The 15,836-nt window shown below is 62.5% G+C and carries 18 protein-coding genes; 12 read left to right on the top strand and 6 right to left on the bottom strand.

From position 1 onward, the window contains the following. Positions 1 to 127: 127 nt before the first annotated feature. From HX801_RS15290 to pilG, 4 genes are read right to left on the bottom strand one after another with little or no spacing between them, the layout of a single operon-like run. Complete coding sequence (locus tag HX801_RS15290) at positions 128 to 2,179, bottom strand: methyl-accepting chemotaxis protein (RefSeq protein ID WP_003213729.1); 2,052 nt, start codon at positions 2,177 to 2,179, stop codon at positions 128 to 130. Then, positions 2,176 to 2,700, bottom strand: coding sequence for a chemotaxis protein CheW (locus HX801_RS15295; protein ID WP_102604124.1), 525 nt, complete (start codon positions 2,698 to 2,700; stop codon positions 2,176 to 2,178). The genes HX801_RS15290 and HX801_RS15295 overlap by 4 nt, the downstream gene beginning before the upstream one ends. Before the next feature lie 12 nt (positions 2,701 to 2,712). Then, positions 2,713 to 3,078 carry a twitching motility response regulator PilH gene (gene pilH, locus HX801_RS15300; RefSeq protein WP_003213734.1) on the bottom strand — a complete coding sequence of 122 codons (366 nt, stop codon included), beginning with the start codon at positions 3,076 to 3,078 and terminating at the stop codon, positions 2,713 to 2,715. Positions 3,079 to 3,125: 47 nt separating this feature from the next. Next, the gene (pilG, locus tag HX801_RS15305) at positions 3,126 to 3,533 is read right to left on the bottom strand and encodes a twitching motility response regulator PilG (protein ID WP_003213736.1); all 408 of its coding nucleotides are present in this window, start codon (positions 3,531 to 3,533) and stop codon (positions 3,126 to 3,128) included. 239 nt (positions 3,534 to 3,772) lie between these two features. On the opposite strand from pilG, the gene gshB reads away from it, so the two are divergent. The 7 genes from gshB to HX801_RS15340 all read left to right on the top strand — a co-directional run bounded on the left by gshB (position 3,773) and on the right by HX801_RS15340 (position 9,653). Next, on the top strand, positions 3,773 to 4,726 hold the full coding sequence (gshB, locus tag HX801_RS15310; protein ID WP_003213738.1) for a glutathione synthase: 954 nt from the start codon (positions 3,773 to 3,775) through the stop codon (positions 4,724 to 4,726). A gap of 77 nt (positions 4,727 to 4,803) precedes the next feature. Further along, a complete protein-coding gene (locus HX801_RS15315; protein ID WP_177022326.1) occupies positions 4,804 to 5,703 on the top strand; it encodes an energy transducer TonB in 900 nt (299 codons plus the stop codon). A 67-nt stretch (positions 5,704 to 5,770) separates the two neighbouring features. Further along, positions 5,771 to 6,340: a YqgE/AlgH family protein gene (locus tag HX801_RS15320; RefSeq protein ID WP_003213742.1), complete on the top strand. Its 570-nt coding sequence runs from the start codon at positions 5,771 to 5,773 to the stop codon at positions 6,338 to 6,340. Next, a complete protein-coding gene (gene ruvX / locus HX801_RS15325) occupies positions 6,340 to 6,777 on the top strand; it encodes a Holliday junction resolvase RuvX (protein ID WP_003213744.1) in 438 nt (145 codons plus the stop codon). Before HX801_RS15320 ends, ruvX begins: the two co-directional genes overlap by 1 nt. Before the next feature lie 72 nt (positions 6,778 to 6,849). Then, a complete protein-coding gene (gene pyrR / locus HX801_RS15330) occupies positions 6,850 to 7,356 on the top strand; it encodes a bifunctional pyr operon transcriptional regulator/uracil phosphoribosyltransferase PyrR (RefSeq protein WP_177022327.1) in 507 nt (168 codons plus the stop codon). 24 nt (positions 7,357 to 7,380) lie between these two features. Next, on the top strand, positions 7,381 to 8,385 hold the full coding sequence (locus HX801_RS15335) for an aspartate carbamoyltransferase catalytic subunit (RefSeq protein ID WP_003213748.1): 1,005 nt from the start codon (positions 7,381 to 7,383) through the stop codon (positions 8,383 to 8,385). Beyond that, positions 8,382 to 9,653 carry a dihydroorotase gene (locus HX801_RS15340; protein WP_177022328.1) on the top strand — a complete coding sequence of 424 codons (1,272 nt, stop codon included), beginning with the start codon at positions 8,382 to 8,384 and terminating at the stop codon, positions 9,651 to 9,653. Before HX801_RS15335 ends, HX801_RS15340 begins: the two co-directional genes overlap by 4 nt. A 134-nt stretch (positions 9,654 to 9,787) precedes the next feature. Here the strand turns inward: HX801_RS15340 and HX801_RS15345 are convergent, their stop codons facing one another. Next, positions 9,788 to 10,216 (bottom strand): TM2 domain-containing protein, encoded by a 429-nt coding sequence (locus HX801_RS15345; RefSeq protein WP_003213752.1) that lies wholly within the window; start codon positions 10,214 to 10,216, stop codon positions 9,788 to 9,790. A 250-nt stretch (positions 10,217 to 10,466) separates the two neighbouring features. On the opposite strand from HX801_RS15345, the gene HX801_RS15350 reads away from it, so the two are divergent. Then, positions 10,467 to 11,102, top strand: a complete 636-nt coding sequence (locus HX801_RS15350) for a C40 family peptidase (RefSeq protein WP_023659314.1) — start codon at positions 10,467 to 10,469, stop codon at positions 11,100 to 11,102. Between the two features lie 115 nt (positions 11,103 to 11,217). Here the strand turns inward: HX801_RS15350 and HX801_RS15355 are convergent, their stop codons facing one another. Beyond that, positions 11,218 to 12,252: a type IV pilus twitching motility protein PilT gene (locus tag HX801_RS15355; RefSeq protein WP_177022329.1), complete on the bottom strand. Its 1,035-nt coding sequence runs from the start codon at positions 12,250 to 12,252 to the stop codon at positions 11,218 to 11,220. Between the two features lie 57 nt (positions 12,253 to 12,309). Here HX801_RS15355 and HX801_RS15360 point away from each other — a divergent pair, with 57 nt between their 5' ends. The 4 genes from HX801_RS15360 (at position 12,310) to HX801_RS15375 (ending at position 15,830) form a co-directional block, all read left to right on the top strand. Then, complete coding sequence (locus tag HX801_RS15360) at positions 12,310 to 12,996, top strand: YggS family pyridoxal phosphate-dependent enzyme (protein WP_008434154.1); 687 nt, start codon at positions 12,310 to 12,312, stop codon at positions 12,994 to 12,996. A 33-nt stretch (positions 12,997 to 13,029) separates the two neighbouring features. Beyond that, positions 13,030 to 13,848 (top strand): pyrroline-5-carboxylate reductase, encoded by an 819-nt coding sequence (proC, locus tag HX801_RS15365; RefSeq protein ID WP_177022330.1) that lies wholly within the window; start codon positions 13,030 to 13,032, stop codon positions 13,846 to 13,848. Between the two features lie 24 nt (positions 13,849 to 13,872). After that, on the top strand, positions 13,873 to 14,460 hold the full coding sequence (locus HX801_RS15370; protein ID WP_003213764.1) for a YggT family protein: 588 nt from the start codon (positions 13,873 to 13,875) through the stop codon (positions 14,458 to 14,460). 230 nt (positions 14,461 to 14,690) lie between these two features. Beyond that, positions 14,691 to 15,830: a homoserine O-acetyltransferase gene (locus HX801_RS15375; RefSeq protein WP_008434158.1), complete on the top strand. Its 1,140-nt coding sequence runs from the start codon at positions 14,691 to 14,693 to the stop codon at positions 15,828 to 15,830. Positions 15,831 to 15,836 lie beyond the last annotated feature (6 nt).

A 15,836-nucleotide genomic window follows, 5' to 3' on the forward strand; every position in this document is an offset into this window, starting at 1 on the left:
AGATCAACTGTGGGAGCGGGCTTGCTCGCGAATGCGGTGGGTCAGACAAAGCGTCGGCGACTGACACACCGCATTCGCGAGCAAGCCCGCTCCCACATTTGCTTTTCGGTGTTTTCGAGGGCGCATTTCACTCATCCACCCGCTTCGCCGCCGGCAAGGTGAACCCCGACACCGACCGCCGCAACTGACTGGCCATTTTTGCCAGGTTGCCGATGCTCTCGGCAGTGGCCGTAGAGCCCGACGAAGTCTGAGTGGTGATCTGCTGGATCACGTTCATCGTCAGGGAAATCTGCCCTGCCGACGACGTCTGCTGCTGCGCCGCGTTGGAGATACTCTGGATCAGCGCCGCCAGGGTTTTCGACACGCCTTCAATCTCTTCCAGCGCAACCCCGGCGTCCTGGGCCAGCCGCGCACCGCGCACCACTTCGGTGGTGGTCTGCTCCATGGAAATCACGGCTTCGTTGGTGTCCGTCTGGATCGCTCGCACCAGGGTTTCGATCTGCCGGGTCGCCGCCGAAGAACGCTCAGCCAGGCGCTGTACCTCATCGGCCACCACCGCAAAACCACGCCCGGCATCACCGGCCATGCTCGCCTGGATCGCGGCGTTGAGCGCGAGGATGTTGGTCTGCTCGGCGATGTCATCGATCAGGCTGACGATGTCGCCAATTTCCTGGGACGATTCCCCCAGGCGCTTGATGCGCTTGGCGGTGTCCTGGATCTGTTCGCGGATGTTGTCCATGCCGTGGATGGTGTTGTGCACCACCTCGTTGCCCTTGTTGGCAATCTCTACCGAACGCTCGGCCACTGCCGACGATTCGGCGGCGTTGGCCGACACCTGGTCGATGGACTGGGCCATCTGGTTGATCGCCGTAGAGGCTTCGGCAATCTGCTGTGCCTGATGCTCCGACGCTTGGGCCAGGTGCATGGCGGTGGCCTGGGTGTCCTGCACCGCACCAGCCACCTGGCCGGCAGTGAGGTTGATGGTGGCCACCAGGTCGCGCAGTTGGTCCACGGAATAGTTGATGGAGTCGGCGATGGTGCCGGTGAAGTCTTCGGTGACCGAGGCGGTGACGGTCAGGTCGCCGTCGGCCAAGTCTTCAATCTCATCCAGCAGGCGCATGATCGCGTTCTGGTTGCGCTCGTTCTTCTCGGCGGTTTCCCGCAACTGGCGGTTGGTCTCGCGGACCATCACCAGGCCGATCAGGATGATCGAGGCCAGCGCCAGCAAGCCCAGCACGTAGCCGCCGATGGTGTCGAAAGTGCGCCCGTCCGCGAGGTTTTCAAAGCCGGTGGCCAGGTGCGAGGCTTCGTCCAGCAGCGTTTGCGACAGGTTGAAGATATTGCTCGCCGAGGCGCGCACCTGGAACAGCTGCGGCGAGGTCTCGAGGATTTCGTCCACGGAACCGGAGACGAATTCGAACAGCTCGGAAATCTCCGCCAACCGGGCGCGGGCGTCGTGGTCCTCAACCTGGGTGATGCGCAGCCCGGGATTGCCGTTGAGCATGCCACTGAGCACCACGCCGAAACGGCTGGCATCGCGGCCAAAGGCATCGGCGGCCTGCACGGCAGTCTCGTCCCCCGCCAGCACGGTGTTCACCGCCCCCAGGATGCGTTCGGCCAGCAATGACTGGCGCTGGGCCAACGCTACCTGGCTGGCCGGTGCGCCGCGTTGCAGCAGAATATCGACAACCTTTTCCGACTCCATCTGCAACTGCGGAACGGTTTCCGCCAGGGTCGCGGCCACTTGATGCAGCGACAGCACCGTTTGCTCGCTGGCCAGAATCGCATCGGCGTTTTTCAGCAGCGCTTCCCAGTCGGTCTGCACGGCGCGCATTTCGGCACGCACGGCGGTGGGTGCAGCGGGCAGGCCGGTGGCCGGGTCGCCTTTTTTCAGGTAACCCCAGCGCTGGGCAAAATCGTTGCGCGCATCCCCCAGCAGCTTGAACGCCGCCGCCTTGCCGGCGGCAGCCTCGGTGGCGTTCTTGGCGATGCGCTGGGACAGCACCCGCAGCTCACCGGCGTGGCCGATGTACTGTTTGTCGTAGGTGGACTGGGTGTTGAGGTACGCGAAGTTGGCGAACAGCAGCATGATGAACACGATCAGCGCGATAAACAGCACGATGATCTGCGAGCGGCTGCGGGAGGCTTCCTGGGGTTTGACCGGGGTGACGGTACTCATACGGCGACATCCATGAAACCTGGAGCCTGGGCCAGGGCGAAGGGGCTGAAGACCTGCCACAGCTGGTCGCCGTCGAACTGGCCCTGGATAAACGGCGCGCCGCCTGCGGTGCTCGTCGACAACGCGTCTTGTGCGAAATGCTGCATGCCCACCACCTCGTCCACCAACAGGCCGACAAACACGTCCTGATACTCCACCACCAGCACCCGCCGTTGTTTGCGCGCCACCGACAGCTCAAGGCCAAGGAAACCGCCCAGGTCCATCACCGGCAGCAAGCGCCCGCGCAGGTTGGCCACGCCCTTGATCCACGGCTTGACCCCGGGCATCAAGGTACAGCGCGGTTCGTGCAGCACTTCCGCCACCTCGCCCATGGGCGCCACGTACCAGTGTTCGCCCAGGCGAAACCCGATCCCGCTCCAGCTGAGCAGCCGGGTTTCCTGGGACGGCAGGTCGGCAGCCAGCAAGCGGCAGCGGCGGTCGATGTCCAGCAGCAGCTCGAAGGCGGTTTGCGACTCGGTCATGGGAACGTGCCGTCAGCCGGCCAGCACCTTGTTCAGGGTGGCGATCAGGGTTTCTTCGTCTACCGGCTTGGTCAGGTAATCCTTGGCGCCCTGGCGCTCGCCCCAGATCTTGTCGGTTTCCTGATCCTTGGTGGTGATGATGATCACCGGGATGTGGCTGGTCTCGGCATCTTTGGTCAACTGACGGGTGGCCTGGAAGCCATTGAGGCCCGGCATCACGATATCCATCAGCACCGCATCCGGCTTTTCCTGACGAGCCAGCGCAACGCCATCGCCGCCGTTCTGGGCCTTGAGGACGGTGTGACCGTGCTTTTCGAGCATTTCGGTCAGTTTGTACATTTCAGTCGGCGAATCGTCGACGATCAGAACACGTGCCATGGTTTTCCCCACTTATCTAGTAGACGCAAGCCCTCGTGGGGCCCCCGTCAGTGTGCTTGTTCTACTGCGGCGAAGCCCGGTACATAGGCCTTGATCGCGCTCAGCAGTTCTTCCTTGCTGAAAGGCTTGGTCAAAAACTGATCAGAGCCGACGATGCGCCCCTTGGCCTTGTCGAACAGACCATCCTTGGAGGACAGCATGATTACCGGGATCGACTTGAACGCCGGGTTGTTCTTCACCAGCGCGCAGGTCTGATAGCCATCCAGGCGCGGCATCATGATGTCGACAAAGATAATGTGTGGATGATGGTCAACAATCTTGGCCAGGGCATCGAAACCGTCGATGGCCGTGATGACGTCGCACCCTACGTTCTTCAACAGTGTTTCGGCCGTGCGGCGAATCGTTTTCGAATCGTCGATCACCATCACTTTCAAAGCGTTGGAATGCTGTTCCATATCTGCTCTACCATCGCCACAGCGAATAGGTTTTCGGTGTGTACTGCCTGATGTTGCACAGGACGAGCGCCAAAAGCCTCGGAATTCAAGGGCTGATGTGCCATGGCAGCCTTTTTAGCACAGTCTCAGAACGCAATCTATCGGCCGACCCGCGTGGTGGTTTTTCCTTGACCCACAACAGCCGCAGCGCCACTCTGACGCCACTTTTATGCGCCCTTATTTGCTAGAGGAAATCCCCCATGAGCGTTCGCGTCGGCATTGTCATGGACCCTATCGCCAGCATTTCCTATAAAAAGGACAGCTCGCTGGCCATGCTGCTGGCCGCCCAGGCCCGCGGCTGGAGCCTGTTCTATATGGAGCAGCCGGACCTTTACCAGGGCGACGGTGAAGCGCGGGCGCGGATGCGTCCCCTGCAGGTGTTTGCCAACCCCGAGAAGTGGTTCGAGCTGCAAGACGAAATCGACAGCCCCCTGAGCGACCTCGACGTGATCCTGATGCGCAAGGATCCGCCGTTCGACATGGAGTTCGTCTACTCCACCTACCTGCTGGAGCAGGCCGAGCGCGCGGGCGTGCTGATCGTCAACAAGCCCCAGAGCCTGCGCGACTGCAATGAAAAGCTGTTCGCCACGCTGTTCCCGCAGTGCACGCCGCCGACCGTGGTCAGCCGCCGCGCCGATGTGCTGCGTGAATTCGCCGCCAAGCACGGCGATGTGATCCTCAAGCCGCTGGACGGCATGGGCGGTACCTCGATCTTCCGCCACCGCGCCGGCGACCCGAACCTGTCGGTGATCCTGGAGACCCTGACTGCGCTGGGCACCCAGCAGATCATGGGCCAGGCCTACATTCCGGCGATCAAGGACGGCGACAAGCGCATCCTGATGATCGACGGCGAGCCGGTGCCTTACTGCCTGGCGCGCATTCCGGCCGCCGGCGAGACCCGCGGCAACCTGGCCGCCGGTGGCCGGGGTGAAGCCCGCCCGCTGACGGACAAGGATCGCTGGATTGCAGCCCAAGTCGGCCCGACCCTGCGCGAAAAAGGCTTGCTGTTCGTAGGCCTGGACGTAATCGGCGAGAACCTCACCGAAATCAACGTCACCAGCCCGACCTGTATTCGCGAGATCGACAACGCATTTGGCACGAACATCGGCGAAATGCTGATGGCTGCGATTGCCGCCAAGCTACAAGCCAAGTGACATAGAACAGCCGGACACAAACCAACATTGCGTTATCATGCGCCACCTGTGAAACGCGCGATGTTGGTTTTCTTGTCATGACGCTCCCGTCCGATCTGCCCCCCGAACTCTCCCACAGCGGCGTGCGCCCGGCTGATCGGCTCGGATTTACCCTGTTTCTGGCGGCGTTGATTCACCTGGCGCTGATCCTCGGCCTGGGCTTCACCTTTGCCGAACCCAAGCAGATCACCAAGACCCTGGAAATCACCCTCGCCACGTTCAAAAGCGAAAAAAAGCCCGAAAAAGCCGACTTTCTCGCCCAGGACAACCAGCAAGGCAGCGGCACCCTCGACAAGAAGGCCGTGCCCAAGACCACTGAAGTCGCGCCATTCCAGGACAACAAGGTCAATAAGGTCACGCCACCGCCGGCGCCCAAGCCGGAGGTGAAACAGGCCGCCCCCAAGGCGGCGGTCACCACCGTGGCGCCCAAGCCGCAAAAAGCCCCGACCCAGCGCGAAAAGGCCAAGACCGAACCCACGCCGGCCCCGCCGGCCCCGACTTTTGACAGCTCGCAACTCTCCAGTGAGATCTCCAGCCTGGAAGCCGAACTGGCCCACGAACAACAGCTGTACGCCAAGCGCCCGCGGATCTACCGCCTCAACGCCGCCTCCACCATACGCGACAAAGGCGCCTGGTATAAGGATGAGTGGCGCAAGAAGGTCGAGCGCATCGGCAACCTGAACTACCCGGACGAAGCCCGTCGCCAGCAGATCTACGGCAATTTGCGACTGCTGGTGTCGATCAACCGCGACGGCACCTTGTACGAGGTGCAGGTGCTGGAGTCCTCCGGCCAACCGCTGCTGGACCAGGCAGCGCAACGCATCGTGCGCCTGGCGGCGCCTTTTGCGCCGTTTACCGGGGACCTGAACGACATCGACCGCCTGGAAATCATTCGCACCTGGCGCTTTGCCAAGGGTGATCGGCTGTCGAGCAATTGATGCTGGCGGTGATTTCCTGCGCATCCTCAGCTTGTCAGTTCGCCCCTCCAACGCCACACTAGCGGACATGAAAAATGTCAGCCCGACCTACCTCAAGCACCAATTCCTGATCGCCATGCCCCATATGGCCGACCCGAACTTTGCGCAGACCTTGACCTACATCGTCGAGCACACCGCCAATGGTGCGATGGGGTTGGTGGTCAACCGCCCGCAAGACCTCAACCTGGCCGATATCCTCGAGCAACTGCGCCCGGACATCGACCCACCCGCCAGCTGCCAGCACGTACCGATCTACATCGGCGGGCCGGTGCAGACGGACCGGGGTTTTGTGCTGCACCCCACCGGGCCGAAATTCCAGGCGACCGTGGACCTTGAAGGGTTGTCCCTGTCCACGTCCCAGGACGTCCTGTTCGCGATTGCCGACGGCGTGGGGCCTGATCAAAGTGTGATCACCCTCGGCTACGCCGGCTGGGAAGCCGGGCAACTGGAGGCGGAGCTGGCGAGCAATGCCTGGCTGACCTGCCCGTTCGATGCCGACATCCTGTTCAACACCCCCAGCGAACTGCGCCTGGAAGCGGCCGCCGCCAAGCTGCGGATCAACCTCAGCCTGCTGACCAGCCAGGCGGGGCACGCCTGATGGCCTTGCGTCTGATCCTCGGTTTCGACTACGGCACCAAACAGATCGGCGTCGCCGTCGGCCAGGTGATTACCGGCCAGGCCCGCGAGCTGTGCACCCTGAAGGCCCAGAACGGCGTGCCGGACTGGAACCAGGTCGAAGCCCTGATCAAGGAGTGGAAGCCCGACGCCGTGGTGGTCGGCCTGCCGCTGAACATGGACGGCACCCCGAGCGAGATGTGCCTGCGGGCCGAAAAGTTCGCCCGCCGCCTGAACGGCCGCTACAACCTGCCCTTCTATACCCACGACGAACGCCTGACCACGTTCGAAGCCAAGGGCGAGCGCCGTGACCGTGGCGGGCAGAAAGGCAGTTACCGCGACAACCCGGTGGATGCCATCGCCGCGGCCCTGCTGTTGCAGGGCTGGCTGGATGAAAACACCGCTTTATTTGAATCCTGACTGACGCGGCTTGCCGCGTCTTCTTACGTTTGAGCCCGGACCTTGCCTGCGCGAGGCCTAGAAGGAGCACCCATGAGCCTGCCCAATCCCGCCGACCTGATCAGCCAGATGGCGATCCGCCTCAAGGCGCACCTGGAACACCGTGCCATCAGCGAGCCGCGCTTTATCGGCATCCGCACCGGTGGCGTGTGGGTGGCCCAGGCGCTGCTGGAAGAACTGGGCAGCGACTCGCCCCTGGGCACCCTGGACGTGTCTTTCTATCGTGACGACTTCAGCCAGAACGGCCTGCACCCGCAAGTGCGCCCCTCGGCCCTGCCCTTCGAGATCGAAGGCCAGCACCTGGTGCTGATCGATGACGTGCTGATGAGCGGTCGCACCATACGTGCCGCGATGAACGAACTGTTCGACTACGGCCGCCCGGCCAGCGTGACCCTGGTCTGCCTGCTGGACCTGGACGCCGGCGAATTGCCGATCAGCCCGGACGTGGTCGGCGCCACCCTGTCCCTGGAAGCCCACCAGCGGGTAAAATTGTCCGGTCCCACGCCGCTCGAACTCGAACTGCAAGACCTTACCCTTTAAACCGCCTTGTAAAGAGTCCCCGCGATGACGCCTCTAGATGCCAAGCGCCCGCTGCAGCTCAATGCTCAGGGCCAGCTGCAACACTTCCTGTCCCTCGACGGCTTGCCCCGCGAACTGCTCACCGAAATCCTCGACACGGCCGACTCGTTTCTCGAAGTCGGCGGCCGGGCGGTGAAGAAAGTCCCGTTGCTGCGCGGCAAGACCATCTGCAACGTGTTCTTCGAGAACTCGACCCGCACCCGCACCACCTTTGAACTGGCGGCCCAACGCCTGTCGGCTGACGTGATCACGCTGAACGTGTCCACCTCGTCGGCGAGCAAGGGCGAAACCCTGCTCGACACCCTGCGCAACCTGGAAGCCATGGCCGCCGACATGTTCGTGGTGCGCCACGGCGATTCCGGTGCTGCGCACTTCATCGCCGAGCACGTGTGCCCGAATGTGGCGATCATCAACGGCGGCGACGGCCGTCACGCCCACCCGACCCAGGGCATGCTCGACATGCTGACCATCCGGCGGCACAAGGGCAGCTTTGAAAACCTCTCGGTGGCCATTGTCGGCGACATCCTGCACTCGCGGGTTGCACGCTCGAACATGCTGGCCCTGAAAACCCTGGGTTGCCCGGACATCCGCGTGATCGCCCCCAAGACCCTGCTGCCGATCGGCATCGAGCAGTACGGCGTGAAGGTCTACACCGACATGGCCGAGGGCCTCAAGGATGTGGACGTGGTGATCATGCTGCGCCTGCAGCGCGAGCGTATGGCGGGCGGCCTGCTGCCGAGCGAAGGCGAGTTCTATCGCCTGTTCGGCCTGACCACCGCACGCCTGGCCGGCGCCAAGCCGGACGCCATCGTGATGCACCCGGGGCCAATCAACCGTGGCGTGGAGATTGAGTCGGCGGTGGCCGATGGCGCGCAGTCGGTGATTCTCAACCAGGTCACGTACGGCATCGCCATCCGCATGGCGGTGTTGTCCATGGCCATGAGCGGGCAAACCGCGCAACGTCAATTCGAGCAGGAGAACGCCCAGTGAAGCTCAGCATTCTCGGCGCCCGAGTCATCGATCCGGCCAGCGGCCTGGATCAAGTCACCGATCTACACCTGGAAGCCGGCAAGATCATTGCCATCGGCGCCGCACCCGCAGGCTTCAGCGCCAGCGAAACTATCGACGCCAAAGGCCTGATCGCCGCGCCTGGCCTGGTTGACCTGAACGTCGCCCTGCGTGAGCCGGGCTACAGCCGCAAGGGCAACATCACCAGCGAAACCCGCGCCGCCGCTGCCGGTGGCGTGACCAGCCTGTGCTGCCCGCCCCACACCAAACCGGTGCTGGACACCTCGGCGGTGACCGAACTGATCCTCGACCGCGCCCGCGAAGCCGGCAACTGCAAAGTGTTCCCCATCGGCGCCCTGAGCAAAGGGCTGGACGGCGAACAACTGGCCGAACTGATCGCCCTGCGCGACGCAGGCTGCGTGGCCTTCGGCAACGGCCTGGAGAGCTTTCGCAGCACCCGCACCCTGTGCCGTGCGCTGGAATATGCGGCGACTTTCGACCTGACCGTGATTTTCCACTCCCAGGACCGTGACCTGGCCGAAGGCGGCCTGGCCCACGAAGGCGCCACCGCGAGCTTCCTCGGCCTGCCGGGCATCCCGGAAACCGCCGAGACCGTGGCCCTGGCCCGCGACCTGCTGCTGGTGGAACAAAGCGGCGTACGCGCGCACTTCAGCCAGCTGACCAGCGCTCGCGGCGTGGCCCTGATCGCTCAGGCCCAAGCCCGCGGATTGCCGGTGACGGCGGATGTGGCGCTGTATCAGCTGATTCTGACGGATGAGGCGCTGATCGACTTCTCCAGCCTGTATCACGTGCAGCCGCCACTGCGTACCCGCGCTGACCGTGACGGTTTGCGGGCGGCGGTGAAGTCCGGGGTGGTTTCGGCGATCTCCAGCCATCACCAGCCCCACGAGCGGGATGCCAAGCTGGCGCCGTTCGGCGCGACGGAGCCAGGCATCAGCAGCGTCGAGCTGTTGCTGCCGCTGGCAATGACGTTGGTGGAAGATGGTTTGCTGGACCTGCCGACCCTGCTGGCGCGCCTCAGTGCGGGCCCTGCCGAGGCGCTGCGCCTGCCGGCGGGCAAGCTGGCGGTGGGCTCGGCGGCGGACCTGGTGCTGTTTGATCCGGCCAGCTCCACGATTGCCGGGGAACACTGGCTGTCCAAGGGTGAAAACTGCCCATTCATCGGCCATAGCCTGCCGGCGACTGTGCGGTACACGCTGGTGGATGGGCGGGTCAGCTACCAGGCTTAAATCCAATCCGGAGTGGGCACAGTAAATGTGGGAGCGGGCTTGCTCGCGAAAGCGGTGGGTCAGTCAATAGAGATGTCGACTGACACATCGCATTCGCGAGCAAGCCCGCTCCCACATTTGGATCTTCACACATCTTATCGGCCGCCGTTGCGCTCGGCATTGCGGATCGAAATCTGCGTATTCAGCGTCCAGAAGTCATACAGCACCCCGATCAGGAACAAGCCCCCGGTCAGCAGGTAAATGATCCCGCTGATCCATTTGCCCTGATACATGCGGTGCAAACCGAACACACCCAGGAACGCCAACAGAATCCAGGCCACGTTGTACTCGATCGGCCCGGCGGTAAATCGCAGGTCCGCTTCGCGGTCCATTGCCGGAATCAGGAACAAGTCGATCAACCAGCCAATCCCGAACAAACCGAAGGTGAAAAACCAGATCGTCCCGGTCACCGGCTTGCCGTAATAAAAGCGGTGAGCACCGGTAAAACCGAAAATCCAAAGCAGGTAGCCGATCACCTTGCTGTGGGTGTCTTGTTGCGAAACATCCTGTCGATAGGTGTTCATGGAGTACCTCTTTAGCCTCGATAGATAAATATTTCTGGTTTCTTTGTGACTTTTTTACGGGCGCCCGACATGCGGCAAATGGTATCTTCGCTTCCCTCAAAGCCTTATACCGCCTGACTTGTGTAGGACAATCGCGGCAATTCGTCACGGTTTTCCTGAATTTGACCCCAGGGTTCAGTCGACAAACGGCCTTAGCACGACACAAAAAGCTGTTATAAAGTTGCGCGCAAACCAAAAAGAGCCACGCCTAATGCGACCATTTTTCAAGACATGGCTAACCATTTGCCTATTAATGCCACTGGCCGCCCACGCCACCAATCGTGAGCAACGACTTCCCAACGTTAACGGTTTCACCCCTAAAGTTCACGCCACCACCAGCTCCGCCAAATCGGTAAAGCTGACCGTGAAGCGCCCGACTCAACTGAGCAAGGCCCACGGTAATGCAGCGCCAGGGCTGATGGCCGTCAACACCAAGCAAAGCAGCAACGTCCTCAGCCGTGCCGTCAACGTGCTCGGTACTCCTTATCGTTGGGGCGGCAGCAGCCCAAGTAAAGGGTTCGACTGCAGTGGTTTGGTGAAATATGCGTTTAACGACGTAAAAGCCGTGGATTTGCCGCGCACTTCCAACGCCATGGCCGCCGGCCACGGGCTGAAGGTTGAGCGCAAGGATTTGAAACCGGGTGACCTGCTGTTCTTCAAACTGAAGAGCCGCCAGGTGAACCACGTTGCCATCTACCTGGGCAACGACCGTTTCATCCACGCACCGCGTCGTGGCAAGTCCGTGAGCATCGATACGCTGAAGAAGCCGTTCTGGGACAAGAACTACGTGATTGCCAAGCGTGTCCTGCCTAAAGAACAGAACAACCTGCGGATTGTGCAGCGCTGATTGATCGTTCCCACGCTCTGCGTGGGAATGCCTCACTGGACGCTCCGCGTCCGCTCTTGTGACGCAGAGCGTCACGGGCTGCGTTCCCACGCGGAGCGTGGGAACGATCATGATCTTAAATATCCCCTGGCACCCTCGCCTTCTCCCGGGCATGTTCCCGGCTGATCAGCCCCTGGCTGACCAACGCCTTCAAACTCATGTCCAGCGTCGTCATCCCCAACGCCCCGCCGGTCTGAATCGCCGAATACATCTGCGCCACCTTGTCCTCGCGGATCAAATTACGAATCGCCGGTGTGCCGAGCATGATTTCGTGAGCCGCCACCCGCCCGCCGCCGACCTTCTTCACCAGCACCTGGGACACCACCGCCTGCAATGACTCCGAGAGCATCGAGCGGACCATGGTCTTTTCCCCCGCCGGAAACACATCCACCACCCGGTCCACGGTTTTAGCCGCCGACGTGGTGTGCAACGTGCCAAACACCATGTGCCCGGTTTCCGCCGCCGTCAGCGCGAGCCGAATGGTTTCCAGGTCCCGCAATTCGCCAACCAGGATCACATCCGGGTCCTCCCGCAATGCCGAACGCAGGGCAGCCGAGAAGCTGTGGGTATCGCGATGCACCTGTCGCTGGTTGATCAGGGCATTTTTCGGGTGGTGGATAAACTCGATCGGGTCTTCAAGGGTGAGGATGTGCTGACGGCGATGGGTGTTGAGGTAATCAATCATCGCCGCCAGGGTCGTGGACTTGCCGGAACCGGTCGGCCCGGTGACCAGTACCAGACCCCGTGGCAGGTCTGCGATGCGCCGGAACACCTCGCCCAACCCCAGGTGTTCCAGGCTCTGCACCGTTGAGGGGATGGTACGAAACACCGCGCCCATGCCCCGGTGCTGCTGGAACACATTCACCCGAAACCGCGCCACCTCGGGCAACTCGAAGGCAAAATCCGTTTCAAGAGATGTTTCGAAATCCTTTTGCTGGTGATTGTTCAGCAAAGGGCTGAGCAACGCCGCCACTTGCACCGGCGCAAGTACAGGCCAATCGAGTGGCCAGACCTCGCCATCCACTCGCAGCATCGGCGCCAACCCCGCCGACAGATGCAGGTCGGAGGCCCGCAGGCGTACGCCGGCGGCCAGCAGTTCAGTGATATCCATAGGGCTTTCCATTTCCAGTAGAATGCCGCGGACTCCATATCCACGGGCGCAACTTGAATGTCGACCATAGCAGACAACATCGGCCTGGTTTCCGAGCGGATCCGGGCAGCCGCCGAGGCCGCGCAGCGCGACGCAGGCAGCGTGCACCTGCTGGCCGTGAGCAAGACCAAACCCGCACAGGCCGTGCGCGAAGCCTATGCCGCCGGGATGCGTGACTTTGGCGAGAACTATCTGCAGGAAGCCCTGGGCAAACAGGCCGAATTAACCGACCTGCCCTTGAGTTGGCACTTCATCGGCCCCATTCAATCGAACAAGACTCGTGCGATCGCCGAGAACTTCGCCTGGGTGCATTCCGTGGACCGCCTGAAAATCGCACAACGCCTGTCCGAACAACGCCCGGCTGACCTGCCGCCGCTGAATATCTGCATCCAGGTCAACGTCAGTGGCGAAGCCAGCAAGTCCGGCTGTACACCCGCCGACCTGCCCGCCCTGGCCGAAGCCATCAGCGCCCTGCCGCGCCTGAAGCTGCGCGGCCTGATGGCGATTCCCGAGCCGACCGACGACCGTGCAGAGCAAGACGCAGCCTTCGCCACCGTGCGCGACCTGCAAGCGAGCCTCGACCTGGGGCTCGACACACTTTCCATGGGCATGAGCCATGACCTTGAGTCGGCCATCGCCCAAGGGGCCACCTGGGTGCGGATCGGTACCGCCCTGTTTGGTGCCCGCGACTATGGCCAGCCTTGAAATGGCTGACTTCCATCTGAGTAAGGACCTGTCATGAGCAACACGCGTATTGCCTTTATCGGCGCCGGCAACATGGCGGCCAGCCTGATCGGCGGCCTGCGGGCCAAGGGCCTGGAAGCACAACAGATTCGCGCCAGCGACCCGGGCGCCGACACCCGCGCCCGCGTCAGCGCCGAGCACGGCATCGACACCTTCGCCGACAACGCAGAAGCGATTGAAGGCGTGGACGTGGTAGTGCTGGCGGTCAAGCCACAAGCCATGAAAGCCGTGTGCGAAAGCCTGCGCCCAAGCCTCAAGCCCCATCAACTGGTGGTGTCCATCGCCGCCGGCATCACTTGCGCCAGCATGACCCACTGGCTCGGCGCCCAGCCGATTGTGCGTTGCATGCCCAACACCCCGGCGCTGCTGCGCAAGGGCGTGAGCGGCTTGTACGCCACATCCGAAGTCACTGCCCAACAGCGCGACCAGGCACAAGAGCTGCTGTCCGCCGTAGGTCTCGCCGTGTGGCTGGAACAAGAGCAGCAACTGGACGCCGTCACCGCCGTCTCCGGCAGTGGCCCGGCGTATTTCTTCCTGCTGATCGAGGCCATGACCGCCGCTGGCGTGAAACTCGGCCTGCCGCATGAAGTCGCCGAGCAACTGGCCGAGCAGACCGCACTGGGCGCCGCGCAGATGGCCGTGACCAGCGATGTCGACGCGGCCGAGTTGCGCCGTCGCGTGACCTCGCCGGGCGGCACGACCCAGGCGGCAATCGAATCATTCCAGGCCGGGGGCTTTGAAGCCCTGGTGGAAAAAGCACTGGGTGCCGCAGCACATCGTTCGGCCGAAATGGCCGAGCAGCTGGGCAAATAGTCGTCCCCCACATAGGAATCAAACATGCTCGGAATCAATGACGCTGCCATTTTCATCATCCAGACCCTGGGCAGCCTGTACCTGCTGATCGTGCTGATGCGTTTTATCCTGCAACTGGTGCGGGCGAACTTCTACAACCCGCTGTGCCAGTTCGTGGTAAAGGCCACGCAGCCGCTGCTCAAGCCTCTGCGCCGGGTGATCCCGAGCCTGTTCGGCCTGGACATGTCGTCGCTGGTATTGGCGCTGCTGCTGCAGATCCTGCTGTTCGCGGTCATCCTGCTGCTCAATGGCTATCAGGCCACCACGCTGCTGTTGCTGCCGTGGGCCTTGATCGGGATCTTCTCGCTGTTCCTGAAGATCATTTTCTGGTCGATGATCATCAGCGTGATCCTGTCCTGGGTCGCTCCGGGCAGCCGCAGCCCGGGTGCCGAACTGGTGGCACAGATCACTGAGCCGGTGCTGGCACCGTTCCGTCGCCTGGTACCTAACCTGGGTGGCCTGGATATCTCGCCGATCTTCGCGTTTATCGCGATCCAGTTGCTGCAAAGCTGGGTGATTCCGCGCTTGGCGTTCTACGCATTCATGCCCAAAGAACTGTTCGGTCTGATCTGACAACAATGTGGCGAGGGAGCTTGCTCCCGCTGGGCTGCGCAGCAGCCCCAAAACGGCCGACCGCGTTGCATATGCAAAATCGCGGCAACCGGACCGGGACCGCTTCGCGCTCCAGCGGGAGCAAGCTTCCTCGCCACAAAAAGCCTTAAAAACACCAGCCGCTGGCCTTTGCTTGCCGCTGGGTGCAGCGGTCTTTAGACTTACGCCTCATTTAAACGAGAGCAGGGTCGATGCCAACTGCCTTCCCCCCCGATTCTGTTGGACTGGTCGTGCCCCAAGTGGCGCACTTCAGCGAACCGCTGGCCCTGGCCTGCGGCCGTTCGCTGCCCGCCTACGACCTGATCTATGAAACCTACGGCCAACTGAACGCTACGGCCAGCAACGCCGTGCTGATCTGCCACGCCCTGTCCGGCCACCACCACGCTGCGGGTTTCCACAGCATGGACGAGCGCAAGCCCGGCTGGTGGGACAGCTGCATCGGCCCCGGCAAGCCCATCGACACCAACAAGTTCTTCGTGGTCAGCCTGAACAACCTCGGCGGCTGCAACGGCTCCACCGGCCCCAGCAGCCTCAACCCGGAAACCGGCAAGCCGTTTGGCGCCGATTTCCCGGTGCTGACCGTGGAAGACTGGGTGCACAGCCAGGCGCGCCTGGCCGACGTACTGGGCATCGCCCAATGGGCCGCCGTGATCGGCGGCAGCCTGGGCGGCATGCAGGCCCTGCAATGGACCATCACCTACCCGGACCGCGTGCGCCATTGCCTGGCCATCGCCTCGGCCCCCAAGCTGTCGGCGCAGAACATCGCCTTCAACGAAGTGGCGCGCCAGGCGATCCTGACCGACCCCGAGTTCCACGGCGGTTCGTTCCAGGAAGCGGGCGTGATCCCCAAGCGCGGGCTGATGCTCGCGCGCATGGTCGGGCACATCACCTACCTGTCGGATGACTCCATGGGCGAGAAATTCGGCCGTGGCCTCAAGAGCGAGAAGCTCAACTACGACTTCCACAGCGTCGAATTCCAGGTCGAGAGCTACCTGCGTTATCAGGGCGAGGAGTTTTCCGGGCGTTTCGACGCCAACACCTACCTGCTGATGACCAAGGCCCTGGACTACTTCGACCCGGCGGCGAATTTCGACGATGACCTGGCGCGCACCTTCGAGGCGGCCACCGCCAAGTTCTGCGTGATGTCGTTCACCACCGACTGGCGCTTCTCCCCGGCCCGCTCGCGGGAATTGGTGGATGCGCTGATGGCCGCCAAGAAAGACGTCTGCTACCTGGAGATCGACGCACCGCAAGGCCACGACGCCTTCCTGATCCCGATCCCGCGCTACCTGCAGGCCTTCAGCAACTACATGAATCGAATAGCACTGTGAGAACGC

It is taken from the genome of Pseudomonas sp. G1002 (genome assembly GCF_013385455.1).
Lineage (GTDB): Bacteria > Pseudomonadota > Gammaproteobacteria > Pseudomonadales > Pseudomonadaceae > Aquipseudomonas.

Coding starts and splice junctions, on each gene's coding strand:
- pilH (WP_003213734.1), bottom strand. CDS start 3,078: ATGGCACGTGTTCTGATCGTCGACGATTCGCCGACTGAAATGTACAAA.
- pyrR (WP_177022327.1), top strand. CDS start 6,850: ATGAGCCTGCCCAATCCCGCCGACCTGATCAGCCAGATGGCGATCCGC.
- HX801_RS15355 (WP_177022329.1), bottom strand. CDS start 12,252: ATGGATATCACTGAACTGCTGGCCGCCGGCGTACGCCTGCGGGCCTCC.
- HX801_RS15350 (WP_023659314.1), top strand. CDS start 10,467: ATGCGACCATTTTTCAAGACATGGCTAACCATTTGCCTATTAATGCCA.
- HX801_RS15370 (WP_003213764.1), top strand. CDS start 13,873: ATGCTCGGAATCAATGACGCTGCCATTTTCATCATCCAGACCCTGGGC.
- HX801_RS15335 (WP_003213748.1), top strand. CDS start 7,381: ATGACGCCTCTAGATGCCAAGCGCCCGCTGCAGCTCAATGCTCAGGGC.
- HX801_RS15345 (WP_003213752.1), bottom strand. CDS start 10,216: ATGAACACCTATCGACAGGATGTTTCGCAACAAGACACCCACAGCAAG.
- HX801_RS15290 (WP_003213729.1), bottom strand. CDS start 2,179: ATGAGTACCGTCACCCCGGTCAAACCCCAGGAAGCCTCCCGCAGCCGC.
- pilG (WP_003213736.1), bottom strand. CDS start 3,533: ATGGAACAGCATTCCAACGCTTTGAAAGTGATGGTGATCGACGATTCG.
- ruvX (WP_003213744.1), top strand. CDS start 6,340: ATGGCCTTGCGTCTGATCCTCGGTTTCGACTACGGCACCAAACAGATC.
- HX801_RS15315 (WP_177022326.1), top strand. CDS start 4,804: ATGACGCTCCCGTCCGATCTGCCCCCCGAACTCTCCCACAGCGGCGTG.
- HX801_RS15320 (WP_003213742.1), top strand. CDS start 5,771: ATGAAAAATGTCAGCCCGACCTACCTCAAGCACCAATTCCTGATCGCC.
- proC (WP_177022330.1), top strand. CDS start 13,030: ATGAGCAACACGCGTATTGCCTTTATCGGCGCCGGCAACATGGCGGCC.
- HX801_RS15375 (WP_008434158.1), top strand. CDS start 14,691: ATGCCAACTGCCTTCCCCCCCGATTCTGTTGGACTGGTCGTGCCCCAA.
- HX801_RS15360 (WP_008434154.1), top strand. CDS start 12,310: ATGTCGACCATAGCAGACAACATCGGCCTGGTTTCCGAGCGGATCCGG.
- HX801_RS15295 (WP_102604124.1), bottom strand. CDS start 2,700: ATGACCGAGTCGCAAACCGCCTTCGAGCTGCTGCTGGACATCGACCGC.
- gshB (WP_003213738.1), top strand. CDS start 3,773: ATGAGCGTTCGCGTCGGCATTGTCATGGACCCTATCGCCAGCATTTCC.